This window comes from Gemmatimonas groenlandica (assembly GCF_013004105.1).
GTDB lineage: Bacteria > Gemmatimonadota > Gemmatimonadetes > Gemmatimonadales > Gemmatimonadaceae > Gemmatimonas > Gemmatimonas groenlandica.
In genome coordinates this window covers 2696535-2722268 of record NZ_CP053085.1, presented here as the reverse complement: position 1 = coordinate 2722268, position 25734 = coordinate 2696535, and the positions used below count along the sequence as shown (strand labels likewise).

General features: G+C 64.6%; 18 protein-coding genes and 5 tRNA genes. 12 read left to right on the top strand and 11 right to left on the bottom strand.

What is annotated here, in order from left to right; translation table 11 throughout:
• Window positions 1–11 precede the first annotated feature (11 nt).
• The 5 genes from HKW67_RS11485 to HKW67_RS11465 all read right to left on the bottom strand — a co-directional run bounded on the left by HKW67_RS11485 (window position 12) and on the right by HKW67_RS11465 (window position 10100).
• Entirely contained in the window at window positions 12–1289 is a 1278-nt protein-coding gene (locus HKW67_RS11485; protein WP_171225515.1) for a RagB/SusD family nutrient uptake outer membrane protein, read from the bottom strand.
• A gap of 10 nt (window positions 1290–1299) precedes the next feature.
• Entirely contained in the window at window positions 1300–4152 is a 2853-nt protein-coding gene (locus HKW67_RS11480; RefSeq protein WP_171225514.1) for a TonB-dependent receptor domain-containing protein, read from the bottom strand.
• 150 nt (window positions 4153–4302) lie between these two features.
• On the bottom strand, window positions 4303–6138 hold the full coding sequence (locus tag HKW67_RS11475; RefSeq protein WP_171225513.1) for an ankyrin repeat domain-containing protein: 1836 nt from the start codon (window positions 6136–6138) through the stop codon (window positions 4303–4305).
• A gap of 27 nt (window positions 6139–6165) precedes the next feature.
• The gene (locus HKW67_RS11470) at window positions 6166–7542 is read right to left on the bottom strand and encodes a DUF1552 domain-containing protein (RefSeq protein WP_171225512.1); all 1377 of its coding nucleotides are present in this window, start codon (window positions 7540–7542) and stop codon (window positions 6166–6168) included.
• Window positions 7543–7553: 11 nt separating this feature from the next.
• Entirely contained in the window at window positions 7554–10100 is a 2547-nt protein-coding gene (locus HKW67_RS11465) for a DUF1592 domain-containing protein (RefSeq protein WP_171225511.1), read from the bottom strand.
• A 188-nt stretch (window positions 10101–10288) separates the two neighbouring features.
• Here HKW67_RS11465 and HKW67_RS11460 point away from each other — a divergent pair, with 188 nt between their 5' ends.
• Window positions 10289–10702, top strand: a complete 414-nt coding sequence (locus HKW67_RS11460; protein ID WP_171225510.1) for a hypothetical protein — start codon at window positions 10289–10291, stop codon at window positions 10700–10702.
• On the opposite strand, the gene HKW67_RS11455 is transcribed toward HKW67_RS11460, so the two are convergent.
• Window positions 10689–11465: a TspO/MBR family protein gene (locus tag HKW67_RS11455; RefSeq protein WP_171225509.1), complete on the bottom strand. Its 777-nt coding sequence runs from the start codon at window positions 11463–11465 to the stop codon at window positions 10689–10691. The genes HKW67_RS11460 and HKW67_RS11455 overlap by 14 nt on opposite strands.
• A gap of 118 nt (window positions 11466–11583) precedes the next feature.
• On the opposite strand from HKW67_RS11455, the gene HKW67_RS11450 reads away from it, so the two are divergent.
• Entirely contained in the window at window positions 11584–12027 is a 444-nt protein-coding gene (locus HKW67_RS11450) for a hypothetical protein (protein WP_171225508.1), read from the top strand.
• Window positions 12028–12105: 78 nt separating this feature from the next.
• Here HKW67_RS11450 and HKW67_RS11445 read toward each other — a convergent pair.
• The 5 genes from HKW67_RS11445 to HKW67_RS11425 form a co-directional block, all read right to left on the bottom strand.
• A tRNA-Pro gene (locus HKW67_RS11445) sits at window positions 12106–12179 on the bottom strand.
• Window positions 12180–12215: 36 nt separating this feature from the next.
• A tRNA-Arg gene (locus HKW67_RS11440) sits at window positions 12216–12289 on the bottom strand.
• A 129-nt stretch (window positions 12290–12418) separates the two neighbouring features.
• Window positions 12419–12492 (bottom strand) — tRNA-Val (locus HKW67_RS11435).
• 19 nt (window positions 12493–12511) lie between these two features.
• A tRNA-Gly gene (locus HKW67_RS11430) sits at window positions 12512–12584 on the bottom strand.
• Window positions 12585–12626: 42 nt separating this feature from the next.
• Window positions 12627–12699: transfer RNA gene (locus HKW67_RS11425), tRNA-Ala, on the bottom strand.
• Between the two features lie 294 nt (window positions 12700–12993).
• On the opposite strand from HKW67_RS11425, the gene HKW67_RS11420 reads away from it, so the two are divergent.
• The 10 genes from HKW67_RS11420 (at window position 12994) to HKW67_RS11375 (ending at window position 25726) form a co-directional block, all read left to right on the top strand.
• On the top strand, window positions 12994–13881 hold the full coding sequence (locus HKW67_RS11420) for a sigma-70 family RNA polymerase sigma factor (RefSeq protein ID WP_206044389.1): 888 nt from the start codon (window positions 12994–12996) through the stop codon (window positions 13879–13881).
• Window positions 13882–14016: 135 nt separating this feature from the next.
• Window positions 14017–14790 (top strand): ABC transporter ATP-binding protein, encoded by a 774-nt coding sequence (locus HKW67_RS11415; RefSeq protein WP_171225507.1) that lies wholly within the window; start codon window positions 14017–14019, stop codon window positions 14788–14790.
• A 37-nt stretch (window positions 14791–14827) separates the two neighbouring features.
• Window positions 14828–15352: an NUDIX hydrolase gene (locus HKW67_RS11410; protein ID WP_171225506.1), complete on the top strand. Its 525-nt coding sequence runs from the start codon at window positions 14828–14830 to the stop codon at window positions 15350–15352.
• Complete coding sequence (locus HKW67_RS11405) at window positions 15352–16167, top strand: helix-turn-helix domain-containing protein (RefSeq protein WP_171225505.1); 816 nt, start codon at window positions 15352–15354, stop codon at window positions 16165–16167. Before HKW67_RS11410 ends, HKW67_RS11405 begins: the two co-directional genes overlap by 1 nt.
• 378 nt (window positions 16168–16545) lie before the next feature.
• The gene (gene atpA, locus HKW67_RS11400; protein ID WP_171225504.1) at window positions 16546–18111 is read left to right on the top strand and encodes a F0F1 ATP synthase subunit alpha; all 1566 of its coding nucleotides are present in this window, start codon (window positions 16546–16548) and stop codon (window positions 18109–18111) included.
• Window position 18112: 1 nt separating this feature from the next.
• On the top strand, window positions 18113–18982 hold the full coding sequence (atpG, locus tag HKW67_RS11395; RefSeq protein WP_171225503.1) for an ATP synthase F1 subunit gamma: 870 nt from the start codon (window positions 18113–18115) through the stop codon (window positions 18980–18982).
• Window positions 18983–19007: 25 nt separating this feature from the next.
• Window positions 19008–20438, top strand: coding sequence for a F0F1 ATP synthase subunit beta (atpD, locus tag HKW67_RS11390; protein WP_171225502.1), 1431 nt, complete (start codon window positions 19008–19010; stop codon window positions 20436–20438).
• Between the two features lie 4 nt (window positions 20439–20442).
• Window positions 20443–20712: an ATP synthase F1 subunit epsilon gene (atpC, locus tag HKW67_RS11385; RefSeq protein WP_171225501.1), complete on the top strand. Its 270-nt coding sequence runs from the start codon at window positions 20443–20445 to the stop codon at window positions 20710–20712.
• A gap of 233 nt (window positions 20713–20945) precedes the next feature.
• A complete protein-coding gene (locus HKW67_RS11380) occupies window positions 20946–21989 on the top strand; it encodes a LytR/AlgR family response regulator transcription factor (protein ID WP_171225500.1) in 1044 nt (347 codons plus the stop codon).
• A 620-nt stretch (window positions 21990–22609) separates the two neighbouring features.
• Window positions 22610–25726, top strand: a complete 3117-nt coding sequence (locus HKW67_RS11375) for a TonB-dependent receptor (protein ID WP_206044388.1) — start codon at window positions 22610–22612, stop codon at window positions 25724–25726.
• Window positions 25727–25734 lie beyond the last annotated feature (8 nt).

Genomic DNA, 25734 nt, shown 5'->3' with positions numbered 1-25734 from the left:
CACGCCAACGACTACGGCGTCGTGTAATTCGGATTAGAGCGCTTCTCCGACAACGGTGTCGCGAAGCACAGATCGCGGCCCGTCATATCGTCGGCGGTTCCCGGCCGGTTGTTCGTCGCCCAGCGACGGAGATCGCCGAGGCGGCGACCTTCGAGCCAGAGTTCGATGCCGCGTTCGCGCTTGAGGGCGCTCCACGCTTCCGTGGAATTCGCGGCGGTGAGCAACGGCAGGCTGAGTGTCGTGCGACGCAGATTCATCGACGTCAGCGCTCCGGTGACATCACCGGCGACCAGTTTGGCTTCGGCCTCGATCAGGCGCATCTCCCAGCCGGTGGAGAGGTTGATATTCGCCGTCGTCGCGGCGTGCTTCGTCTGGAAGTACCAGCGCACGCGTTGCGACACGCCGTTGAAGGTCACGGCACCGTCGCCCTGTAACACGGTGAGGCTGCTGTCGTACGGTACGCGTGGATCGCGAGTCGTGCGACGGTAGTTCTCGTAGAACGTGTTGAACACCGTGTGCGCGCGATACGGCGTGTTGGCGCCTGCCCAGAAGATGCGGTTGTACTGCGCCTCTTCCGTCTGATAGTACGGCATGCGGTACACGAACGTATTCGCGATCAGGGCGGCATCCGTCGCGGCGCCGGTGAGGTTGTTGCGCGACAATCGCACCGCTGCCCGGGCCGCCGTCGCCGCATTCGTCAGGTTTGCGTTCGCGGCTGCCGTAGCCACCGCGATCGCGCGCGTGAAGTAGCCCTCGGCCCGCTCGAAGTACACGCTAGCGGCTTGCGGCGCTCCGCCGTTGATCACGCACTCGCAGAAGTTCTCGCCGAGGTGCCGGTTGGCATACCCCGCCCAGATCAACGCTTGTGCTTGCGTCGCACTCTTGCCTGCCGCGTCGGCGCCGAGCACCGAATCGATGCGCGCCACGGCGCTTTCCGCAGTCCAGCGCGCTCGCTGCGAGAAGTTCCAGTGGGTGTTGTCGTCATCGTCGACCAGCTTGCCCGCCTGCTGACGAACGGTGATGCCGAACGCGCCGGTCGAACCCGCAGGGAACAGCTCCTTCGACACGGCTGAACCGGTATAGGCCACCCAGTTCATCGCTTCCGCCAGGTCGCGGCCTGAACCGTTGACCAGGCTGCTGAGCACCGCGGGGCTGTTCAGGAACTCCGACTGAATGGGGCCCGGGTTTGTGACTTCGAGTGCGCAGCCGGTACCGATAAGCAGCACCGCAGGAGCGAGCCATCGCAGTGCCCGGACCGCGCGGGGCGAGGGAATACGTGTTTGCGTCATGGTCATCTCCTCAGAACGACAGGCGCAAGGAAGTCAGGTACATCGCCGGGGCAGGGATCTGCTCCGAGATGTACCGCGGATTGGCGTTGAAGCCGTCGTTGCCGGACATCTCGGGATCGAAGAGGGGCATACCGTAGTTGCGGCGGAAGAAGTTCTGCGCCGAGAAGACGAGGGAGCTGCTGGCCACCTTCGGGATCAGCTTGCCCAGCGGTACCACGACGGTCACGTCGCGGATCTTGAAGAAGTCGGCCGGAAAGATGAACATCGTGCTGCGCACGTTGGTCGCCTTGCAGGTGAGGTTTTCACGCACCGTGATTGGCTTGCCCGCGGCGATGTTCTTGTAGGCATCGAAGCACGTCGGCCACTCCACCGAGCGCGAGAGCGCCTGGTACGACGCATCTTCGTTGATGTACGCGCCGCCCTGGTACTCGGTACGCATCGAAATCGTGATGCGCTTGTACGTGCGCAGCGACAGCGTGCCGCCGATGATGTGCGTAGGTTGACTCGGGCCGAAGTTGTAATTCGACATCGTGTCCGGCGCTTCGCCGACCGCGTTCGGATTGCGGATCAGCATACCCTGGACGACGGGCGCGGCGGATCCGGTCTGCACCCAACCGTTGTTGCCGATGCCGAAGGCCGGTACACCACCGAGCGACTGCACGAGGCTCTTGTTCGTGCTGAGGTTGATGCCCGCGTTCAGTCCCCAGTTCTCGCGATCGAGAATCGTCCCGTTCATGGCGATTTCGAAGCCCTGCTTGTTCAGCTCACCGACGTTGCGCAACACCGAATTCAGGAAGCCTTGCGACGGCGGCGCGTTCACGCGGAACAGGGCGTCGCTGGTCGTGGCGTTGAAGTAGGTGAAGTCGGTGGTCAGGCGGCCACCCCACAAACTGTGATCGAAACCGAGCTCGGTTTCGGCCGTGCGCTCAGGGCCGAGATTCGCGTTGCCGAGGTTGAGCGGGCGAAGCGCGGGATCGACGCCCCAGCCCACCGGCGTCCACGTTTGCACGGCATCAAAGGCGCCGGGGGCACGTCCCGCCTGTCCGTAGGCCGCACGCAGCTTGAGCGTGCCGAGCTTCTCCTTCCAGAATCCTTCGTCGGACACCACCCACGAACCGGAGATCTTCGGATACGTCTGGAATCCGAAGTCCTTACCGAACGCGCTGTTGCCGTCGATGCGCGTCGCGATGGTCACGAAGTACCGGTCCTTGAATCCGAGCAGCGACTGCGCGAAGACACCGCCGGTGATCACGCGCTGACGATTCTCGTCGGACAACTTCTGCGAACCGCTGGCTGCCGTGACCTCGCCGGGCGCGGCGAAGCGCTCGGAGTACGCCACCACATCGCCGACGGCCGAATTCACATACTGCGAGCCGAATGACACGGTCGCCTTGAAATCGTCGTTGAACTGCTTCTCGAGGTTGTTCACCCAATCCATGCTGAGCGTGGTGTTCGCCCACCGCTGGTTCTGAGCCACACCAAGCGGCGCATTCGGAAAGCCGTATGGACGGATGTTGCGATTCTCGACGGCCGCGCGATCGAAGCCCACGGTGAAGCGCGACGAGACCGCCTGGATCGGCGTGAAGGTGTTCGTGAAGCCGAGGATGAGGCGATCGATGTTGCTGGCCAGCTGCTGCGTCAGCACGCGACGGATGGTATCCGGATTCTCCGACGCGAAGTAATTGCGGTTGCGGCGGAACGCGTTGAGCGTGAGGCCCTGGGCGTTGTTACCGGCCGGTGTGTTGTTGATCAGGTTGTTCGTGTACGACACATTGAAGCTGGTGGCCAGCTTCTTGGCCGGCGCGAAGTCGATGTTGGAGCGCACCGAATACTTCCGCTCCAGGTCGTTCGGCATCACGCCCTCCGTGTTGTCGGCGCCTACCGACAACAAGTACTTGAGACTCGGGCCCGTGCCACCCGACACCTGCATCTGCGTGCCGTAGCGGCCGCCGTTGCGCAGGAACGGATCCATGAACAGCAGCGGGGCCGAGTCGGTGCCGAACTTCTGCAGCTTGTTGAAGCCGGAGTTGAACTGGACGTTCCACTTGGCCGCGCCGGACTGGCCACGCTTGGTGAAGATCTGGATCACGCCCGCCGATGCGTCAGTGCCGAACAGCGTCGCGGCGGCGGCACCCTTCACGATTTCGATGCGCTCGATATCGTCGGGATTGATGTCGTTGAGCGGGCTCGAGTTCGAGTTGGCGCCACGCTGCGTCGCGCCGGTGAAGACGCCGTTGCGCGGATACTCTTCGCTGCGCGTACGGACGCCGTCAATGTAGATGAGGGGCTGATTCGTGAGCGAGACGCTGGTGGCACCGCGCAGACGGATCGCCTGGCCGCCACCGGCGTTACCGACGCCGCCGGCCACCGTCACACCGGCCACACGGCCGGAGAGCAGATTGGATACGTTCGTCGGGACTTCCGGAATGTCGGCCAGCTTGACCTGTCCGATCGAGTTGCCCACTTCGCGCTTGCGCGCTGAGCCTGCCGTGCCCGTGACGACGATCTCGTTCAGAGACGTGGGGGCGGCGGTCATCGCGACGTCGAGCGTGACGATGCCGTTGGCGGTCACCGACACCACCTTGTCGATCTGTTGATAGCCCAGCGCGCGCACGCGAACGGTGCGCTGGCCAGGGGCCACGCCGGTGATCAGGTACGAACCGTCGGCGCCCGTCGTGGCGCCGATGCGCTCACCGAGAATGCCGACTTGTGCCGGAATAGGAGCGCCGTTGCCGACGTTCGTCACCTTGCCTCGGATGCGGCCAGTGCCATCCTGAGCAGCGGCGGGGTGGGACGCCACGAGCAGTGCGAGCGCACCGATCCATGGCCTGATGTTGCCTACGTGTCGCAGCCATCGCCGCATGCGGGCCTCCGGGAAGGGAGAAATGTCGTGCCAACGGCGGGGGCTAGCGGGAACATGCAGGGCCGAGGCGTGGCTAACATCCCACAAACGGACGCATTGCGCAAATGTTTACGCGTTAAAAAATCTCCAGTGCTTGTGGGCCTCGGCGGCTCAGCACGAAATGCACTTGTGGTTGTTCTTCGAGCCCAGCTTCTCCAACAGCGCCACCGTGTCGAGGAAGGGCGACACGCGCTGCACCGGCCCGTTGGCCATGTCGGCGGTGGTCTGCCCCGTGCGCGCTACCGCCTTCACGTCGGCGCCCTTCGACACCAGATACTCGATCATCGCATTGTCGCCCCGCGCCGCCGCGTGGTGTAACGGCGTGTAGCCGCTGTAGTCGCGCGCGTTCACGTCGAAGCCGAGCACCTCCACCAGATACTTCATCGCCGGCAGCCAGCCATCGGGCACGTGTCGATGGTCGTTGGCGGCGAAGCCCTGACCGTAGCCCACGCCAGACGCCGCGTGGATCGCCAGCACGCCAACGCCGCCTTCCGCGATCGGCGCCAACCCCGACGGATCCGCCGTCGCCACGGCGACGGCACCGCGCCGAGCCCGCGGCTTCGGTTTGATCGTGGCAATGGTGGGATCGGCACCAGCCGCCAGAAGTAGCTTCATGGCCGCGACGTCGGTAGCGTAGGCCGCGCGGAAGAACGGTGTCGCGCCGGAAAAGTCGACGCCGAGATTGTCGCGATTGTAGGTGGTGTACCACAGCGACTTCACCAAGCGTGCGTTCGGATCGGCCTTCGCCTTCAACAGGGAGTCGACCACTTCGAGATACGTGGCGTGCTGCTGTAGTTGGAACGCCGGCTGCGGCGTGCGCGTGCTCGGCGCCCACTCCTTGTTCAGCACCGCGAAGAGCGGGGCCGCCCCGGCGTCGCTGGCCAGATTGGGATTGCCTCCGCGGCCGAGCAGTCGCAGCACGATGTCGTAGTGCCCATTGATCGCCGCCATCAGCATCGGGCTTGTTTGGTCACCAGCACTGACCTGATTGATCGACGCGCCGCCATCGAGCAGCGCGTCGATGGCAGCAATCTGACCTTCACGGACGGCCAGCAGCAGAGCGGTGTGCCCGCCCTGAGGCCCCAGAAGCTCGTTGTAGGCCGGATTGTCGTCATCCAGCCCACGCCCACCCTGCGCCGCCAATCGTGCCTCTTCGGCCGCAGCCGCAGCCGCCGCTCCGTCGAGCGCGGCCGCTGAGGCCGACTGCACCTCCACATCACGCGATGCCTTCACCGCGGCCTGCACCTGCTGCGGGTTGGGCAACCAGTTCGGATTCTTCGTTTGCCCCTGTTCTTCGCGCAGCTTCGCCAGCACCGCATCACGCTTCGACTTCGCCTGCCGATCCTGGGCGGCGCTCGCCATGATGTCCAACGTCTTTGCCGTGATCGACGCATCGGCGCCGGCCTTGAGCAGGGCGCGCACCGCGTCCGCACGACCGCGCGCCGCCGCGACCATGAGCGGCGTCTGGCCCCACATAGGTTCCTTCACATTGGCGTCGACTCCCGCTGCAACCAATACCGAGATCGCGCTCGGCACGCCTGCCATCGCGGCGAGATGCAACGCCGTCGTGCCGTCGGCGGTCGTTGCGCGCGCATCGGCGCCGGCAGCCAGCAGCGCACGGATCACGCCCGTGTTGCCGCGCTGACTCGCCACGTGCAACGGCAGAAAGCCGCCCACTCGCGTCGTCGTGGTCGTGCGCGCTTTGGCTCGCAACAGCACCGCGGCCAGCGACGAGTCGCCGCGCTCGGCGGCCCAATGCAGTGCCGTCATCCCGTCGCCCTGCGCCGCGTTCACGTCGGCACCCGTGGCCACCAGCGCCCGCACCGCCGACGCATCACCGCGCATCGCGGCATCAGCCACCGGCGCCGCCGGTGTGACCGACAGGCTCGGTACCGCCGAGGTCATCGCACCGATTGCGACCCACTTCCACCACAGTCCACCAGTCATCTGCTCTCTCCTCGCGTCAGATCCGCATCAGAAGGTGAACTCGCCCGTGCTGTCGCCGAACGTATTGAGATCGTCCATACCCAGCTTGTGCATCAGGCTCAGCATCGCATTCGCCATGGGGGTGCCGTCCGGCGCCTTGAGGTGCTGATTGCCCGACGCCAGACCATGTCCGCCACCCAGCAAAATGAGCGGGCAGCGACGGTGGTTGTGCGTGTTGCTGTCCGACATCGGCGAGCCATACACGATGGTGGTCTTGTCGAGGAGCGGCGAATCGCCGTCCATCGTCGTCTTGAGCTTGTCGAGCAGATACGGCAGCAAGCTCACATGGTACCGGTTGATCTCGGCGAACTCGCGAACGCGTGCCGGATTGTTGCCGTGGTGCGACGACGGATGAAAGCCGGTCGCGACCCCGCTGTCGGGATACACACGCGCCGACGCGTCGCGGCCCATCTTGAAGGAGAACACGCGCGTCATGTCGCTCTGCAACGCCAGCACCTGCAGGTCGAACATGATCTTCACATGGTCGCCGAATGAATCCGGTACGCCCGCCGGAGCGCCGGCCAGTTCGCGCGCTTCGCCCGAACTGTTGCGCGCCTCCACTTGCTGAATGCGCCGCTCGATCTCACGGATGTTGTCGAGATACTGCTCCATGCGACGACGATCGGTCGCGCCGAGTTGCTTGTTGAGCTGCGCCACACGCCCTGTGATCCAATCGAGCACGCTGCCGGTACTGCGCGTGCGATCGGCGCGTTCGGCGGCCGTACCACCGGTGCCGAACAGCTGCTCGAACGCCACGCGCGGGTCGCGAATCATCGGCAGCGGTTCGGTGGGCGAACTCCAGCTGATCGAGTCGGTGTACATGCACGAGTAACCGTACGCGCAGCCGCCGGCACGATCCAACGGTTCGATGCACAGCTGCATCGATGGAATCGGCGTGGCCTGTCCGAAGCGTTGCGCGTACATCTGGTCGAGCGACGTGCCCGCAAAGATGTCCGAGCCTTCGGTTTGCGTGGGATGGGCCTGCGTGAGAAACACCGCGCTCGATCGGAAGTGATCACCGCCGATCTCCTCCGACTTGTACGCTTCCGCCATGCGCACGTCGGTGTTGCTCACGATCGTGAGATACTTGCGCCACGGCTCCAGCGGCGACAACGACGTCGCGCTCAGGTCGAAGGCGCGTCCGGTGGTCGGCGGCGCCCAGAGGTGCTCGGTGAGTCCGAACGGGCTGCAGCCGGCCGCGCCGTGCACCATTTCGAGGCACAGCAGTCGCGCCGGATTGGCCGGTGCACTCGACGCGAACGCCGTGGTCGGAATCATCGCGTCCAGATACGGGAGCGCGACCATCGTGCCGAGTCCTTTCAAGAACGTGCGACGCGGCAATGCCTTGCGGGAGATGAAGGCCATAGTCGAACTCTCTACCGGAACAGGTTGAAGGACGCACCCGGCTGTTGGCCGGGCGACGCGTCGGTGGCTTTCGGGGCGGGCGCGTCGGCGCGCTGCATACGGAAGGCGGGGCTACGTACCACGCCAAGGATGTACGCCGACATCCGGTGATCCTGCTTCGCCGCGTCGCGCACGATCGCGCGCACGGTCGGCATGTCGTACGCCTCGATGCGACGTCCGATCGCATACGCCATGAGGTTGCGCGTAAAGGTGCGCAGCAGCGCGTCTTCCCGGCGCAACAGCGCGGCCTGCAGTTCCGCCACGTTGCGTGCGGTGCTGCCATCCCACAAATCACCGCGCGAATCGATTGGCATGCCGTTGTCACGGACCCGCAGGCGGCCCGTCACATCGTACTGCTCCATCGCGAGGCCGATCGGATCCATCATCTTGTGGCAGCTGCTGCACGCCGGGCTCTTGCGATGTTGCTCCATGCGCTCGCGCACGGTGAGCAGGCGGCCGTCGGTGGCACCGGGCGTCGCTTCGAGGTCGGGTACGCCGGGCGGCGGCGGTGGTGGCGGCGAGTTGAGCAGCACTTCCATCACCCACTTGCCGCGTTCCACCGCGGACGTGCGCCCGGCGTGCGAGGTCAGCGTGAGAATGCTCGCGTGCGATAACAGTCCGCGTCGGCCGGCGTCGGGATACTTTACGCGACGGAACGACGGACCGATCACATTCGGCATGTCGTAGTGCTGGGCCAACCGCTCATTCACGAACGTGTAGTCGGCACGATAGAGGTCGAGCAAGGGCCGGTCGCGACGCACGAGATCGTCGAAGAACAGCTCTGTCTCCTTGCGCATCGCGTCGCGCAGCTGCTCGTCGAAGTCGGGATACTGCCGCACGTCGGGCTGCACGATGTCGAGATCGGGCAGCCGTAGCCACTGCGCCGCAAAGCGCGTGGACAGCGACGACGCGCGCGGATCGGCCAGCAGGCGGCGTACTTCCCGTTCGAGGCCGACCGGCGTGGAGAGCGCGCCGCGCGTGGCCGCCGATACCAACGCCCGATCGGGTGGTGCCGACCAGAGGAAGAACGACAAGCGAGACGCGAGGTCGATGTCGCGCAACGCATAGTTCGCACCGGCCGCGACATCGCGCGGCGCCTGCTCGAAGCGGAAGACGAAGTCGGGGCTCGCCAGAATGCCTTCCAGCGCCGTACGCACGCCCGCTTCGAAGCCGCCATTCTTGCGACCACCATCGTACAACGACATCAGTCCAGCCCGATCGTCGTCGGTGAGCGGACGACGATATGCCATCGCCCCCAACCGATTCACGATGGACTGCGCGCACGGCCGCTCGGCGCTCACGTTGGCCGGACGGCAGCTGAAGATATTCTTGCGGAGCGGCGTGTCGGACACGCCCGTCACCGCGTACGGGCCGTTCACCGTGAGCTCGCGCAAATGCGGCAACAGCGAGAAGCCGTACGCCACCGCATTCGACGTGCTGTTCAGCGACCACTTGAGTGGGCTGATCAAGTCCTGCGCCACTCCCTGAAAACCCGGCGGCACGAACGCCGCCGCAATGCGATGCGGACCCGCCGTGATGCGCACGCGATCGCTACCCATCGCCACACCGTTCGGATCCGACGCATGCATGAAGCGATCAATCGACAGCAGCGCGACGCGCTCGCCGTCCACCGAAATCTCCATCTGCTCGCCGCGGGCGAGACCGCCGGCAAAGGCGCCGGTGGTCTCGTGGAAGAAGTTCACATCGAAGCGGTACTCACCGTCAGCCGGAAACGTGTGGAGCACCGCCATGCCACCGCGCGTGCCGAACGGCGTGCCGTCCACGTGCTCTGTCTGCGACGCCATCTTCGGCATCGTGTACGTGTGCGACGCCGCGCTCGCCGACGCATTGCCGACCGCCAGCCGGCTCAGGTCACTGGCCGCACGCAGATACGCACTGAGCAGCGTCGGTGAAAGCGCCTGCACGTCGGCGATGTTGTCGAAGTTGTCGCTCTTGGTGTCGGGCGGCAGATACGACGCGGCGTCCACGTCGAGATGCAGCAAGTCGGCGACCGCCGCGCGGTACTCGGCGCGATTGAGTCGCTGAAAGGTGCGGCGTCCGGGATTCGGATGCGCATACGCGCTCGCATCGAGTTGACGTTCGAGCGAGACGACCAGCGCGCTCAGGGTGTCGGCACTTGGGCGCGCCGAGCCCACGGGCGGCATCATGCCGGTGCGCAGTTTGGCGACCACCTTCTCGGCCACGTCCGCCTGTACATCGGGCGCGCCCACATCGAAATCGGCCAGCGACAGATTGCCGCGACGCATCGTGGGGTTGTGGCACTTCTGGCAGTACTGCTTCACCACCGCATTCAGTTCGGCGGGGGCCATGCGTAACGCCCTGGAACGCGCGGCCTCACGCGACGCCGCGGTCGCAGGCCGCGGCAGCACCGGATGGCCCACGGCACGCGCGGCCGGTGGTGCGGGTACGTGCGCAGGCGACGGGGGTCGCGGGTCGCTGTGGCCGGGAAGGGCAACGGCGAATGAGAGCGTAACCGCCAATGCGGAGATCGCTTTCATGCCTGACCTCAATGCGGGAAGGGAACGGCAGGGACTGCGGAGGGGAGGGACCAGCCTGTAAAAGATGCGGTCCGAGATGGCATTGCAGCAAGAATTTGACCGCGCCGATTGACGGACCGTCCCCGGAGCGGGAGCTTGAGCGCAACTCGTCGTACCGCCCTCTGTACCGCCCGGCTTCCAGGAGATTCATGCCGCTGCGCGCTGTTCGACCTCTGCTCGCGACTGTCGGGCTGGCTTTCGCCCTGCTGGCGGCCGGCGCCGTTCCACTGTCCGCACAGGACGCACCGAAGCGACCGACGGGCGTTCCCGCAGCGGAACAGATGCCGGCGGACAGCATCGAGGCTATGATGGCGTTTGCACGAGCCTACCTCGCCCAGACGGCACTCCGTGAGCGCGCCGATGCCGCCTACGCCGAACCGAAGAACAAGAAGCCGGAGGAATTGGCCGGACTGCGCGAGAAGTACCGGTTGGAGCGCGACGCGCTGCTCAAATCGCACGGATTCACCGACGTCACGTATGCGCGCGCGACACAACGTGTGAGTGGCGACGACACCGCGCGCCTCGCCTTCGAAGCCGCGCTAGCCAAGGTTACCGCGAAGTAAGGCTGTCGCCGCGCCGCCGCCCCGCCGCCCAGGCGATCATCCCCACGACCACACCGGCTGGCACCAGCCAACGCGTGGTGTCGGCGATTGCCGCGACCTCCGGATACCGCGCGCCGATGCCGCGTAATGCCCAGGCGACGACCAGTGGAAAGAGCCAGTTGCCGCGCCCCCACGCCATGACGGTACCGAGCAGCGTCGCCACGAACATCATCGCGACCGCCCACGTCGATTCCGCGATACCGAAGCCGCCCCACTGCACGGCCTGCGCGAACTGAAAACTGTTCGCGATCAACGCCACCGAGATCCACGCGAGGTAGATATCCTGCGGCCAGACCAGGAATATCTGCTCGGCGAGTGACGGTGCGCTTCCCGTGCGCACCCGTTCTCCGATCACGACCAGCGTGACGAGAAAAATCACCATGACCGGCAGCGCGAGCGCGAACTGGCCGAATGAGAAGAGCGAAATCCACGCCACGTTGAGCGCGCCGGTCACCGCCCACCAGATGCCGAGTCGCCGCACGGCACGCTCCGCGCTGGCCGTCGGGAGCGCCTGATAGACCACCGAGGCGATAAGCCCGAGATAGATCACGCTCCAGATCCCGAACACGTAGTCGGCGGGCAGGAAGAGCGAGCGGTACCGGTTGGCGATCACGCCGATCGAATCGCCGCTCATCGCACCCGTGGCGGCGAGCCCGTTGAGGGCAATCACCGTCACGAGCGCGAGCACGTTGCCGGCCTTCTGGCGTGACAGCGTTAGCGGCATCGAGGCGTGGAGTCGTGAGGAAGGATCAGCGCAGCGGGTGTACGCAGGATAACATTCCCCACCTGGGAGACAGCGATACGACGCGTCGGGTGCGTCTCATTCTTCGGAGGGCGATCGGATGTACGGGATCTTGCTTGGTGCGCATAACCTGCTGGCGTGGGCCGTTCTCATCGTCGGCGTGCTCGTGCTGTCGCGGGCGGGAAGCCGAAGTGCCACGTGGTCGGAGGCCGATACCGGTCTGGTGCGGAAGCTGACGCTGCTGGTGCACCTGCAGTTGCTGGCGGGCCTAGGGCTGTGGTTCGTCAGTCCGGCGGTGGCCGCGGCGCGCGCGTCGATGAGCACGACGATGAAAGATCCCGCCCTGCGCCGACTCGTGGTCGAGCATCCTACCCTGATGGTGCTCGCCGTCATCGCGGCGACGGTGTCGAGCGTGCGGGTCAAGAAGGCCGCGGACTCGGCCACCAAGGCGAAGCGGGCGCTGGTCGGCACGCTGCTCACGCTGGCGCTGGTGGCTGCGGTGATCCCGTGGCAGCGACTGATCACCAAGTGGACGCAGGGGTGAGCGGGCAGGGCGGCTGACACAAAGAACCCCGCAGCGACCGAAGTCGTTGCGGGGTCTCTATTTATACAGTTTATACAGTCGGGGCGACAGGATTTGAACCTGCGACCTCCTGCTCCCGAAGCAGGCGCTCTACCGGGCTAAGCTACGCCCCGTGCGATCTCATGGTGCTACCTGCATCCAAACCACTACGCGCCTAGAAGGACTCGAACCTCCAACCTTCTGATCCGTAGTCAGATGCTCTATCCAATTGAGCTATAGGCGCAGAACTCCGATGCACCACGATCAACGCACAGCCTCTCTTCGCAGAGAGTCCCGGAACCTAGTGAATCGTGCACGCTCTCGCTACTGACGAGCATTCACCAGGTTTGTCCAACACCAGCAGACCAGCATATGGGTCGTACAAGACTCGAACTTGTGACCTCCACGATGTCAACGTGGCGCTCTAACCAACTGAGCTAACGACCCAAGACACCGTTGTACTACAAGCGGGAAACGGGACTCGAACCCGCGACCCCAACCTTGGCAAGGTTGTGCTCTACCAACTGAGCTATTCCCGCAGACGGATCAGAACGCGTGCAGCAAACCTTCACCAACCGGAGTGGAGACGAGCGGGATCGAACCGCTGACCTCTTGAATGCCATTCAAGCGCTCTCCCAACTGAGCTACGCCCCCGGTACTGGCTCCCTGTACATCCGCCGTGCCGTACCCCGTCCCAGCAGCACCGTGCCGGCGAGGGCATCAGGAACGCGCAGTCTAGTGAGGTGTATGTCCGGCGTCAAGCAGAGTTCCGCAGAATTAGACTGGCGAAAGACTCCCGTCGGCGTATCTTGCATGGCTACCCCCGTAATTGCCCAGTCGCTGCAGGTTGGGATCTCGTGGGGCACCGGCGCCGTTTGTTGGCTAGCCGTTTCCATTTCGTTTCCTCCTTCAGGGGTGATGTCTCATCCCAAGGTCTCATAGAACGCCATGACTGAAGTCAAGCGGAAGCGCCGTCGTGCGGCACCCGCGGGCATCGCGCCCAGTGAACCCGAGCGCGATATCCTCGACCAGTATCTCTACGAAGTCAGCACGTATCCGCTCCTGAAAGCGGCCGAAGAGATCGAACTCGCGAAGAAGATCCGGACCGGCGACCAGGACGCGCTGCAGGAGCTCGTGAAGCGCAACCTCCGCTTCGTCATCTCCGTCGCCAAGAAATATCAGAATCGTGGCTTGCCGCTCATCGACTTGATCGGTGAAGGCAACGTTGGTCTGCTCACGGCTGCGCGGAAGTTCGATCCTGATCAGGGCGTGAAGTTCATCTCGTACGCCGTGTGGTGGATTCGTCAGGCCATTCTGTCGTCGCTTGCGCGACAGGGCCGTACGGTGCGGGTGCCGCTCAATCGCACCGCCGATCTGTCGCGCATCATCAAGGCATCGGAAATCCTCCGGCAGAAGCTCCGCCGTGAGCCGTCGCCGGAAGAACTCGCGCAGGTCACCGGCCTGTCGGTCGACGTGGTGCAGTCGCTCGCCGCCCTTAATACGGGCGATGTGCGTCTCGATGCCCCGATGGATCCCGATGGCGATCGTTCGCTCATCGAGCGGTTCGTCGCCGATGAAATGCCGGACACCGAAGAAGAAGCGATGAACCGCTTCCTCACCGACGAAATCGAGCAGGCGCTTTCCACCTTGCCGCCGCGCGATGCCAAGGTGCTCCGACTCTACTTCGGCCTCGAAGGCGGCCGTGAGCACACGCTCGAAGAGATCGGCAGCATGCTCGGGGTCACCCGTGAGCGTGTCCGTCAGCTGCGCGACCGGGCCCTCAAGCGTCTCCGCGAAGGCGATGTGGGTCGCGCCCTGTCCAGCTTCGCCGCCTAGCACGCGTCACGAAGCAAAGCGACAGCAGCGGGGTATGCACAACGAGGGGCGTCCGACGGTCGGGCGCCCCTTCTGCGTTCCGTCCGCGAATTCACGCCTACCTTCGCCGAACTTTGGCGGTACATTTGTGATCTCATGATCGAGTTCAAGAACGTCCACAAGGCTTTCGGGCCCAAGCAGGTGCTCCGTGGCTTCTCCCTTCAGGTCAACGAAGGCGAGACTATGGTGATCATCGGCTATTCCGGAACCGGCAAGTCGGTGGCGATCAAGCACATTGTCGGCCTTCTCGAGCCCGACGAAGGCGAAGTCTGGGTCGATGGACTCCGTGTCGATCAACTCTCGCGGAAGGACCTCTACGCGTTGCGTGGACGGATCGGCTACGTGTTTCAGTTCGCCGCGCTCTTCGATTCCATGACGATCGGCGAAAATGTCGCCATGGGGCTGCGCAAGCAGGGCGAACTCAGTGAGTCGGAGATCACCGCGCGTGTCGACGAAGCGCTTTCGCTCGTCGACCTGCCCGACGTGAAGAGCCGTATGCCGGCTGAGCTTTCCGGCGGCATGCGTAAGCGCGTCGGTATCGCCCGCGCCATCGCGCTCCGCCCCAAGTACATCCTGTACGACGAACCCACCACCGGTCTCGATCCGGTCACGTCGGCCACCATCGATGCGCTGATGGTGCGCATGCGCGAACAGTTGGGGGTGACGGGCATCGTCATCACGCACGATATGCGCAGCGCCTACACCGTAGGCACGCGCATCGCCATGCTGTACGAAGGCCAGCTGCGCGCCGTCGGTACCGTCGATGAAATCCAGCACAGTACCGATCCGCTCGTGCGGCAGTTCATCGAGGGACGCGCCACGCTCGAAGGCACGTCGGCGCTCATCGGCGTCGCGGCCACGGCGAGCTGAGTCGTGTCCGCGCGCGGCATCCGTCGGTAGCATCACCGTGACGACGTCGCGGGATCCGCAGAAACGCTCCGGGCGTGCCAAGCTCGAGACGTCGGCTGGAGGAGTCGTGTATCGCGTGCAGGACGGCGAACCGATGTTCCTGCTGATTCGTGACAGCTATCAGAACTGGGGATTCCCGAAAGGACATCTCGAGATCGATGAGCCGCCCGATGCGGCGGCGTTGCGTGAAGTGCGCGAAGAAACGGGGTTGGATGACGTCGCGCTCGACGGCGCGATCGACACGATCGACTGGTTCTTCCGGTTTCGCGGTCGGCTCGTGCACAAGGTCTGTCATTTCTACCTCATGCGCAGCGACGCGTCTGGCACCACTCCGCAGCGCGCCGAAGGCATCACGGCCTGTCGGTGGGCCACCTTCGACGAGGCCACGAAGCTGGTGTCCTACGCCAACGCGCGTGACGTCTTGATGCGCGCCCATGCCATGGTGCGTGGTGACGATCCGGCCGGTGATCCGGCGCAGGCCCCCACGCCGCGCGCCGGCGTGCACACCGAGCCGCCGCGCTGATGCCCGCGCGCACTGGCGCCGAGAACTCGGCACCGTCGATGTGCGTGGTGGCGCTCCTCAAACGCGAGCGGGCGCGCGCGCTGGTGCGTGCCGCCTTCCCGCGACGCCGCGCGCATGTCCACGCCGCGAAGAGCGCGGTGGACGTGGAGGAGTACCTCATCAAGGAACTCGTCGATGTCGTGATCATCGACGCCGGCGCCGGCGACGACGCGCAGCGCCTGATCGCTCGCGCCGAAGAGTTTCCCAGTCTCCCGTTCGTGCTGATCACGACGCTACTGCCGGCCGATGCCCCGTTGGTGGCACGGGCAGCCGACGCCGGCGTGACCGACGTGCTCGTCGAAGGGGTAGACGACAGCGTGGCCCGCGAACTCGTGCTCCGTCGCGCCTTCTCCAGCCGCTTCGAGCGCGCGCTCTCCCAGCCGCCGGCCATGCTGCATCTCGAAACCCCGCTGCAGATTGCTGTCTGGCAAAGCGTCGTCCGTCGCGCCGGCCGTCCTGTACGTACCGATCAGCTGGCCAAGGAACTGAGCGTGTCGCGCGAGCACCTCTCGCGCAGCTTTGCCGTGGGACAGGCGCCCACGCTCAAGCGCGTCATCGACCTCGTGCGGGTGTTGGCCGCCGCCGAGCTGTCCAAGAACGCCGGTTTCGACGTGCGCGACGTGGCGCAGGTCCTGGGCTTCGCGAGCTCATCCCACCTGTCCAGCACCACCCAACGCCTCGTCGGCGCCCGCGCCTCCAGTCTGTCCCGCCTCCGGGCCGTCGACCTCCTGGAGCGCTTCGGCCAGGCCGCGTTCGGAGACCCGGCGGCCAGCTAGTTCGGTCGAAGCCGCGGAGCTCAACGAACCGCAACAGCAACCGCAACAAACGGCATAACCGCGAATTTTCGCTGACACCGCGCGGATCGTCCCGACCGTGCCGACTGCCCCGTGGGCCATTGCAAGTCGTTGCGTTTCTTGTTGTTGAACAAGAAAACAGAAAAGCCTGGCGTCGACGGGCCGATCGTCGTCGCTGACGATACCATCCGCGTGTTGTTCGCGAAAATTCGCGGTAGAGCTGTTGCTTTTGTTGTTTTCGAATGCCGAAGGCGCCCCCCAAACCAGCGGCGCAAAGCCCGGGTTGCACCGACTCACCCCTTGTGATAATTTTCACAAGCTGTCTCCGAATCGTTACCACGCATATAAAGCCCCTGCCTCATGGCTACTCAGACCGCCCTGCGCCCCGGCGAAATCAAAGACATCCTCCTCCGCGAAATTGAAGCGGCGGATCTCGCCGATCTCAATGTCGAGGAAGTCGGTTCCATCCTCGAAGTGAAGGACGGCATTGCCCGCGTCTATGGCCTGGGCAAGGTCATGGCCGGCGAGATGCTCGAGTTCACCGCCTCCGAAACGAAGGCCGTCATCACCGGCATGGCGTTGAACCTCGAAGAGGACAACATCGGTGCGATCATCCTCGGCGATTACCTCCAGCTCAAGGAGGGTGATGAAGTCCGTCGCACCGCCCGCGTACTGGAAGTGCCCGTGGGACCGGAACTGATCGGTCGCGTCGTTGATCCCCTCGGCCGTCCCATCGACGGTCTCGGCGAGATCCGCAGCACCGCGTTCCGTAAAGTCGAGTCCCCGGCCCCCGGCATCATCGTGCGGCAGCCGGTCAAGGAGCCCATGCAGACGGGCATCAAGGCCATCGACTCCATGATCCCGATCGGCCGCGGTCAGCGCGAGCTCATCATCGGCGACCGGTCCACGGGCAAGACCGCCGTGGCCATCGACACGATCATCAATCAGAAGGGTCAGGGCGTCGTCTGCGTCTACGTCGCCATCGGTCAGAAGGCCTCCACGATCGCCACGGTCGTCGAGCGTCTCCGTCAGGCCGGCGCGCTCGAGTACACCATCATCGTCGCCGCCTCCGCGTCCGATCCGGCGCCGATGCTCTACATCGCGCCCTATTCGGGCTGCGCGATGGCCGAGTACTTCATGTACAACGAAGGCAAGCCCACGTTGTGCGTGTATGACGACTTGTCGAAGCAGGCCGCGGCGTATCGTCAGCTGTCGCTCATCCTGCGCCGTCCGCCGGGTCGTGAAGCCTATCCGGGTGACGTGTTCTATCTGCACAGCCGTTTGCTCGAGCGCGCGGCGAAGCTGCGCGAAGACGAAGGCGTGGTCGATGGCAAGACGATCCTCAAGCCAGGTGGTTCACTCACCGCGCTGCCGATCATCGAAACGCAGGCCGGCGACGTCTCGGCGTACATCCCGACCAACGTCATCTCGATCACCGACGGACAGATCTTCCTGGAAACGGACCTCTTTAACGCCGGCATTCGCCCGGCCGTGAACGTCGGTATCTCGGTGTCGCGCGTTGGCGGCTCGGCGCAGACGAAGGCCATGAAGAGCGTGGCCGGCCGTCTCCGCCTCGACCTCGCGCAGTTCCGCGAACTCGAAGCCTTCGCCGCCTTCGCGTCGGACCTCGATCCCGCCACCAAGCGTCAGCTCGAGCGCGGTGCGCGTACGGTGGAAATCCTCAAGCAGGGGCAGTACCAGCCCATGCCGTTCGAGGAGCAGGTGATGGTGATCTACGCCGTGACCAACGGTCTGCTCGATACCATCGACACCGGCAAGGTGCGCGCGTGGGAGAAGGGCTTCCTCGAGTTCATGCGCGCGCAGTTCCCGCAGGTCGCTGAGACGGTCCGCACCAGCAAGGCGCTTTCGAAGGAAATGGAAGCGGAGCTGAAGCGCGGCATCGAGCAGTACTCCAAGAGCTTGTAACATGGCCAAAGGCCGCGAACTCAAGGGGCGCATCAAGTCCGTCGAGAACACGCGCAAGATCACGCGCACGATGGAAATGGTCGCCACCTCCAAGATGAAGCGCGCGGCGGATCGCGTGTCGTCAGCGCGTCCGTACGCGCTGGCGCTCGGCGAGGTGCTGTCGCACGTGTACACGCCGGAATTGGCGGAGCGCTTCCCGCTGCTTCGCCGACCGGCGCAGATCAAGAAAGTGGCGCTGGTCGTGCTCACGGCGAATCGCGGCCTGTGCGGCGCGTTCAACACCAACCTGTTGCGTGAGGCCCGCGCGCGTCTCGCGGAGCTGGAAGGGAAGGGCATCAGCGTCGAGCTGCACGTGGTGGGTCGCAAGGGTATCGGCTTCTTCAAGTATCTGGGACGCGATCTCGCGTCGCAGCGCGCCGACATCAGCGACAAGCCGACGTCGGCCGATGCCTCGTCGCTCATCGACACGCTCATGACGCGCTTCGCGTCGGGCGATCTCGATGCGGTGCACGTGACGTATGCCAAGTACAAGTCCGCGCTGTCCACGCCGCCGGCCACCGAACAGGTGTTGCCGGTCGTGGCACCGACCACGGCGGGTGCCGGGTTGTCGCGCGATTTCATTCTCGCTCCGTCGGCCGACGAAATCCTCGAAGCGCTGTTGCCGCTCTATGTGCGCAACACCGTGTACCGGGCGCTCGTCGAAACCGCCGCGGGTGAGCAGGGCGCGCGTCGGACGGCGATGAAGAACGCCACCGACAACGCGACCGAGATGCTGCAACTGCTCAAGCGCACGTACAACTCCGCGCGGCAGGCGCAGATCACGCAGGAAATCGCCGAAATCGTCGGCGGCGCATCGGCACTGCAGGGCTGATTTCCCTATCTCCATATAGAGTCTCATGGCTACCACTGCCGCGCCGACCACTGTCGGCAAGATCATTCAGGTTATCGGCCCCGTCATCGACGTGGCCTTCGAAAACGATCATCTGCCCGAGTTGTACAACGCGGTGCGGGTGGAAGGCACGGCGCCTGATGGACAGGTGATCTCCGTGACCGCCGAAGTGCAGCAGCACATCGGTCGTAATCAGGTTCGCGCGGTCGCGATGTCGAGCACCGACGGCGTCACGCGTGGCATGGACGTGGTCGACACCGGTGGCTCGATCACCGTGCCCGTCGGCGCGCCCGCGCTCGGCCGCATTCTGAACGTGCTCGGTGAGCCGGTGGACGAAGGCGCACCGATCCCGAAGGACGCGCTGCGCTGGCCCATTCACCGTAAGCGTCCCGACTTCGTCGATCTGCTCCCGAAGACGGAAGTCTTCGAAACGGGCATCAAGGTCGTCGATCTCGTCGCCCCGTTCGTGAAGGGTGGAAAGATCGGACTCTTCGGCGGCGCCGGCGTCGGCAAGACGGTCATCATTCAGGAGCTCATCAACAACGTCGCGAAGGGACACGGTGGAAAGTCCGTGTTCTGTGGCGTCGGTGAGCGCACGCGCGAAGGCAACGACCTGTATCTCGAATTCCAGGAAGCTGGCATTCTCGACAAGGTCGCGCTGATCTACGGACAGATGAACGAGCCGCCCGGAGCCCGTCTCCGCGTTGCGCTCGCCGGTCTTACCGTCGCCGAGTATTTCCGCGACGTCGAGAACGCCGACGTGCTCGTGTTCGTCGACAACATCTTCCGCTTCACGCAGGCCGGTTCGGAAGTGTCCGCGCTGCTGGGCCGTATGCCGAGCGCCGTGGGTTACCAGCCGACGCTCGCCACGGAAATGGGCGAACTGCAGGAGCGCATCACCTCCACGCGTAACGGCTCGATCACGTCGGTGCAGGCCATCTACGTGCCGGCCGACGACTTGACGGACCCCGCGCCCGCCACGGCGTTCGCGCACTTGGACGCGACGGTCGTGCTCAATCGTAAGATCACCGAGCTCGGCATTTATCCCGCCGTGGACCCGCTCGACTCCACGTCGCGCATCCTCGACGCGCAGTACATCGGTGAGCGCCACTACAACGCGGCGACCACCACGCAGCGCATCCTGCAGCGCTACAAGGAGCTCCAGGACATCATCGCGATTCTTGGCATGGACGAACTGTCCGAAGACGACAAGAAGATCGTGGGTCGTGCGCGCCGTCTGCAGCGTTTCATGTCACAGCCGTTCGCCGTGGCCGAGCAGTTCACAGGCATCCCCGGCAAGTACGTGAAGCTCGAGGAGACGATCTCTTCGTTCGAGCGCATCTGCGCCGGCGAGTTCGACAATTTGCCGGAGCAGGCGTTCTTCATGGCCGGCGGCGTGGACGACGTGGTCGCCAACGCAAAGAAGTTCCAGAGCTGATAGCATGAGCGATTCACTGAAGGTGTCGGTGATTTCCCCCGAGCGCGTGCTCTTCGAGGGCAGCGCGCGGGGCGTCATCGCGCCGACGTTCGACGGCGAGATGGGAATCCTGCCGATGCACGCGCCGCTGATGACGCTGCTTGGCAAGGGCACGCTGCGGCTCGACACCGCTGACGGCGAGAAGCGCTTCGGCATCGAGGGCGGCTTTCTCCAGATCATCGACGATCAGGTTCGCGTCGTGACGGAGCACGCGACGGCGATCACTGCGGCGTAAGCCGTCGACGCAGAAGGACCTCACACGCGGGACATGGGTTAGACCATGTTCCGCGTGTTTTGCTTGTGGCGACCCCTCAAGCGGCAATTTCTGATGTTTCCGCCATTTAGACGCAACGTCCGGACGCCGTGGTCCGTATGCTCTGTGGCGCCCCCGGTGTGCACTGTCGTCTGGCAGCTCGCGACGCCGCGGTCGTGATCGCAGCATGTCTGCTCGCGTTTTCACCAACACTCATGGCTCTCCGTGTCGTAGTTCTCGGCCAGGTTCCGGCGACTTTGCCCGAACAGCTGGCCCACCTACCGGCCTCGCTCGATGTGTCGGTACTCGGGTATCACGCCGACTCCACGTCGGCGCGTGCCGCGCTCTCTCCCGTTCCCGATATCGCGCTGGTGAGTGCGGAGCTGGCCGACATGTCCGGCTTTGCGTTCGTGCAGTCACTGTCGCCATCCGAGCGTCCGACGGCGATCGTCTTCGCCTCGTCGCGTGAGGAAGACGCCGTGCACGCGTTCGAGTTGCAGGCGACCGACTTCGTGCCGGTGCCGGTCGTGGCGGATCGTCTCAGTGACGCGATTACCCGCGCGCGTCAGCAGGTGCTGCAGGTGGCCTTACTGCGTACCGCCGACGAGTTGCAGCGACTGATCGGCGAGGCGAACGCGTCGGGCAATCTCGAGCTCGGAGCATTGTTCACGCGCGCCAGCAGTAACGGCCATGCCAATGGCAACGGCAATGGCAACGGTCACGCACCGGCGGCAACGATCGAGCAGGAGGAGAGCGCCGATGCGCGCCGGCGCAAACGTGCCAGCGGTCAATCCACCGGCACGTTGATCCCGTCCACACCGTGGCGGGCGGCGCGGAACACCGAGCATTCGTTGGCCCGCTTCACGCGCGACGAGGCCGAAGAACCGGTGCTCGATCTCACGCAGGACGACGGCGGGCGCGCGTCGTCGGGCCACGGCGATGCCCGCCCGCTCCGTGTGCTGGTACGTGAGGGGCGACGCACGCGATTTGTCCCGCTGTCCGATGTCGATTGGTTCGAGGCCGACGGCAACTACATCCTCGTTCACGCGGCCGGTGAGAAGTACCGCACGCGCGGCACCATCACGGCCATCGAGTCGGCGCTCGATCCGCGGCAGTTCGTGCGCATCCACCGACGCATCGTCGTCAACATGGATCGCGTCCGCGAAATGTCGCCGTTGCCCGGCGGCGATGGTCTCCTCATGCTTGGCAACGGCTCGACGCTGCGCCTGTCACGGACCTACCGGTCACGGGTGCGTTAACCGGCGCTGTTCGTCCCAAAATATTTCCAATGCACGAGGCCGCCTGATTTCAGGCGGCCTCGTTGCGTTGTCGGGAATAGTTCCGCACGATGGGGCCGTCTTCTTCGCTACGAGACCGGCCGGTGCGGACCGTGGGATTTGCGCTTAGGGTTCGCCAGCGCACGTCTCGCCCCAGTTCTGTCCCAGCGAAACGGGGCAAATTGCCGTGGTGACGTGGCGCATCCCAGCGCTGTTCTTCAGCACAACGGCGGGTGTCCGAACAGTGGTGCCGACCTCGGGGACGGATGGCGTCGTCCAAAGGCGTGGTGGCGGCTTCGCGGCGGTCACTGTTCCACTCGATGGTGATTGACAGTCCCGTGCAGACCGCTAGCTTGCCGCCACGGTTACGTCACAGTCATCCCCTCAGTGATGAGCAGAAGTCTGTGCTGTGCCACCACTGTTGTACCCTGCCCACGTGTTTTCCCGCCGACGCGCCCCTGCGCCGGCGTTTTCCAGTGTCATGTCGGTACCCCCAGCCGTCCCCAAGGTTGCCCGGGTCACTTCATGACGTTGCAGACGTTCTCGGCGCGGTCCCACCGGTCGAAACGTTGTCTCGCAGTACTAGCCTCCCGGAGGAGCAGATGAGGGCTTTCGGACGTCGTATGTGGTTTATCGCGACGGTCCTAGGCGCGGTGGCACTTGCCGCGCCGATCACCGCCGCCCAGGCACAGACCGGTAAGTTGACCGGTGTTGTGACCGACGCGGAAACAGGCAAGCCCGTCGAGGGCGTTGCGGTGGTCATTCAAGGGACGACGCTGGGTTCAAGTACGAACGCCAGCGGCCGCTATTTCATCATTCAGGTTCCTCCCGGATCCTACTCGGTTCAGGCCCGTCGCCTCGGCTTCCAGAGCGTGACCGCCACGAACGTCAGCATCGCGATCGACATTTCACGCGAGCAGAACTTCAAGCTGCGGGCATCGAATCAGACGCTGGCGGCTGTGACGGTGCAGGCCGACGTCGCCCCGCTCGTCGAGCGCGGCCAGGTCGGTTCCCGCACGACGATCTCAGCGGATCAGATAACGTCACTCCCGGTGACCAGTATCGCCGGTGTGCTGGCGCTGCAGCAGGGCTTCACGGAAGTCCCGCAGAACACCTCGGTCGTGTCGCTCGCGGAAGAACAGCGCAGCACCACGCCGGCGCTGCGCGTGCGTGGTAGCCGCGGTGGCGCGACGCTGTCGATGATCGACGGTATCCCCATCAACAACCCGCTCTTCGGTAACGACGCGCTCAGTATGAGTGCGTTGGCCGTGCAGCAGGTCGACTTCCAGCGCGGCGGCATGGAACCCCAGTACGGCAACGCGCTGGCCGGCATCATCAACCAGGCGGTGCGCGAAGGCGGCTCCGAAGTGTCCGGCGCGATCGACTTTCAGAACTCGACGCTCCCCGGCAGCATCTTCGGCACCGACTACGATAAGCTGCGCGCACAGAACCTGCTTCGCGGATATCTCTCGGGTCCGGTCCCGGGCACGAAGAGCAAGCTGCGCTACTCGGTATCGGGCCAGGTGGAAAGCCAGGCCCAGAGTGTATTGGAGTTCGACAAGGACGTGTACACGGCCAACGCGCCGCTCGTTCTGGGCGATATCCTTGGTGTTTCCACCAAGGACCTCATACCGGGCTATCAGGCGTTCGGTGGGCGCCAGAACTCCTCGGTCGTCGGCAAGCTCACGTTCCTGCCGTTCGACAATACGACCATCAAATTCACCGCCGTCGGCTCCGAGCGACAGTCGCGTGGCTACGATCGCCGTTACTTCTTCGCCTACCGTGGCGACCCGCTGTCTCTCGTGAACAACCGCACCGACTCGCTTTTCGCCCTCACGGGCGGCGACAATCGCGCGTCGCGCGACCTGATCCAGCCGTCGGTGCGCGACCAGGGCAAGCTGCTCATTGGCTCGCTCGAACAGCGCTTCGGCCGCTCCAACCTCACGGTGCGAGTTGCGCAGACGGATTTCGAGCGCACCACCTGCGCCATCTTCCTCGGCACGTGTATCCCGGGTCCGTTCGCCTACGGCAACTTCGACCAGTCGTTCCTGTCGATCTGCGGTACGTTCACCGGTTGCGACCGCGTGCCGTACTCGGGCATCGCGTCGGGCATCTACGGCGGTGAGAAGTACACCACGCGTACGATCAAGGCTGACCTGCAGTCTCAGGTCACCGATCACAACAACATCCAGATCGGCGCCCAGTTCGTGAATCATGACTTCGCGTACAGCGATGTTCAGCAGGACGCCAGCACGACGTCGGGTCTCAAGAACAACGTGTACCAGGTGTATCGCGGCAAGCCGATCGAAGCGGCGGCATACATCCAGAGCGTGATCGAGTACGATTTCATCACGATCAAGCTTGGTGGTCGCTTCGATTACAACCGCGCCCGCGGTCAGGCGCTGGCCAATCCGTTCGATCCGTCGAACGGCACCACGGCGCGTGAGGTGTGTAACGGCGCCTCGGTTGCTGGCAAGCAGATGTTGAACTCCGCCGGTCAGCCCTACGGTCTCGCCGGTTGTGCGGCCTCACCGATCGATCCCAAGACGCAGCGCGCCCGCCTGCTCGACACGGCCACGGCGATTGCCCAGCTCGACGACTTCCGCGAGTCGCCCGCCCGCACGGCGTTCAGCCCGCGCGTTGGCGTATCGTTTCCGCTCACCGAGAAGTCGCAGGTGTTCTTCAATGGTGGCCGCTACACCATGGTCCCGTTGTATGGCAACACGTACCGCAACACCGGTATCGGCACGACGGCTGGTGCGGGCGACAACTATTGCGCCGCCAATCAGGTGAAGCCGGGCACGTCTGAATGCACGCCGAACCTGCAGCCCGACAATCCGTCGTTCGTCGGTAACCCGAGCCTTCGCCTCGAGCAGGCCAAGCAGTTCGAAGTCGGCTACTCCGGCGAAATCGGCAAGGGTTACTCCGTGCAGGTGGCGGTGTTCAGCCGCTCGGAAACCGGCCTCACCGGTATCCGCAGCAGCCGCGCCAATCAGGACATCGGCAGTACGTATGCCGGCGCGTTCCCGACGTACAACATCATCGTGAACGGCGACTTCCTCTCATCGCGCGGCGTCGACATCCGCTTCACGCGGCGGCTGGCCGATCGCTGGGGCTACGACATCAACTACGGCCTCTCGCGCTCCACGACCAACGCGCGTCCGCCCGATCGTGCCAACGAAGTGTCGCGTACCGACGAAGCGCTGCGTGCGCAGAATGTCGAAACGCTCACGGACATCGATCAGCCGCAGAATTTCAATGCCTCGCTGCAGTATCGCGTGGGCAATGATGCGCCGAACCTGCCGTTCAACGCCGGCAAGCTGCTCAAGAACTTCAGCGGCTCCGTCACCTACAGCCTGCGCTCGGGCATCCCGTACACGCCGCTCCGAGGCAGTGCAGCCGGCACGATCGGCACGAACAATCAGGGCGAAGTGAACTCGGCGCGTCAGCCGTCCACGCAGGACGTGGCGCTGTTGCTCGACAAGGCGTTCCGCATCGGCAACCTGCGTTACTCGGGCTTCGTGCGCGTGAACAACTTGTTCGATCGCAAGAACTGCGTGCAGGTCTTCAACAACACGGGCACCTGCGACGCCGGTCTGCGTGACTTCGCGAACCGTCGTATCGGCAACGCCGGCGACAACACCTCGACCGCATTCGACCAGCCCGAGTTCATCGGGGCGCGTCGCAGCATCTCCACCGGCCTGTCGGTCAACTTCTGAGCATGGAC

Bases quoted from the DNA above. Each gene is read 5' to 3' on its own strand.
- HKW67_RS11450 (WP_171225508.1), top strand. From the start codon at position 11,584: ATGTACGGGATCTTGCTTGGTGCGCATAACCTGCTGGCGTGGGCCGTT.
- atpD (WP_171225502.1), top strand. From the start codon at position 19,008: ATGGCTACCACTGCCGCGCCGACCACTGTCGGCAAGATCATTCAGGTT.
- HKW67_RS11375 (WP_206044388.1), top strand. From the start codon at position 22,610: ATGAGGGCTTTCGGACGTCGTATGTGGTTTATCGCGACGGTCCTAGGC.
- HKW67_RS11465 (WP_171225511.1), bottom strand. From the start codon at position 10,100: ATGAAAGCGATCTCCGCATTGGCGGTTACGCTCTCATTCGCCGTTGCC.
- HKW67_RS11405 (WP_171225505.1), top strand. From the start codon at position 15,352: ATGCCCGCGCGCACTGGCGCCGAGAACTCGGCACCGTCGATGTGCGTG.
- HKW67_RS11380 (WP_171225500.1), top strand. From the start codon at position 20,946: ATGGCTCTCCGTGTCGTAGTTCTCGGCCAGGTTCCGGCGACTTTGCCC.
- HKW67_RS11480 (WP_171225514.1), bottom strand. From the start codon at position 4,152: ATGCGGCGATGGCTGCGACACGTAGGCAACATCAGGCCATGGATCGGT.
- HKW67_RS11420 (WP_206044389.1), top strand. From the start codon at position 12,994: ATGACTGAAGTCAAGCGGAAGCGCCGTCGTGCGGCACCCGCGGGCATC.
- HKW67_RS11460 (WP_171225510.1), top strand. From the start codon at position 10,289: ATGCCGCTGCGCGCTGTTCGACCTCTGCTCGCGACTGTCGGGCTGGCT.
- HKW67_RS11415 (WP_171225507.1), top strand. From the start codon at position 14,017: ATGATCGAGTTCAAGAACGTCCACAAGGCTTTCGGGCCCAAGCAGGTG.
- atpG (WP_171225503.1), top strand. From the start codon at position 18,113: ATGGCCAAAGGCCGCGAACTCAAGGGGCGCATCAAGTCCGTCGAGAAC.
- HKW67_RS11485 (WP_171225515.1), bottom strand. From the start codon at position 1,289: ATGACGCAAACACGTATTCCCTCGCCCCGCGCGGTCCGGGCACTGCGA.
- HKW67_RS11475 (WP_171225513.1), bottom strand. From the start codon at position 6,138: ATGACTGGTGGACTGTGGTGGAAGTGGGTCGCAATCGGTGCGATGACC.
- HKW67_RS11470 (WP_171225512.1), bottom strand. From the start codon at position 7,542: ATGGCCTTCATCTCCCGCAAGGCATTGCCGCGTCGCACGTTCTTGAAA.
- HKW67_RS11455 (WP_171225509.1), bottom strand. From the start codon at position 11,465: ATGCCGCTAACGCTGTCACGCCAGAAGGCCGGCAACGTGCTCGCGCTC.
- atpC (WP_171225501.1), top strand. From the start codon at position 20,443: ATGAGCGATTCACTGAAGGTGTCGGTGATTTCCCCCGAGCGCGTGCTC.
- atpA (WP_171225504.1), top strand. From the start codon at position 16,546: ATGGCTACTCAGACCGCCCTGCGCCCCGGCGAAATCAAAGACATCCTC.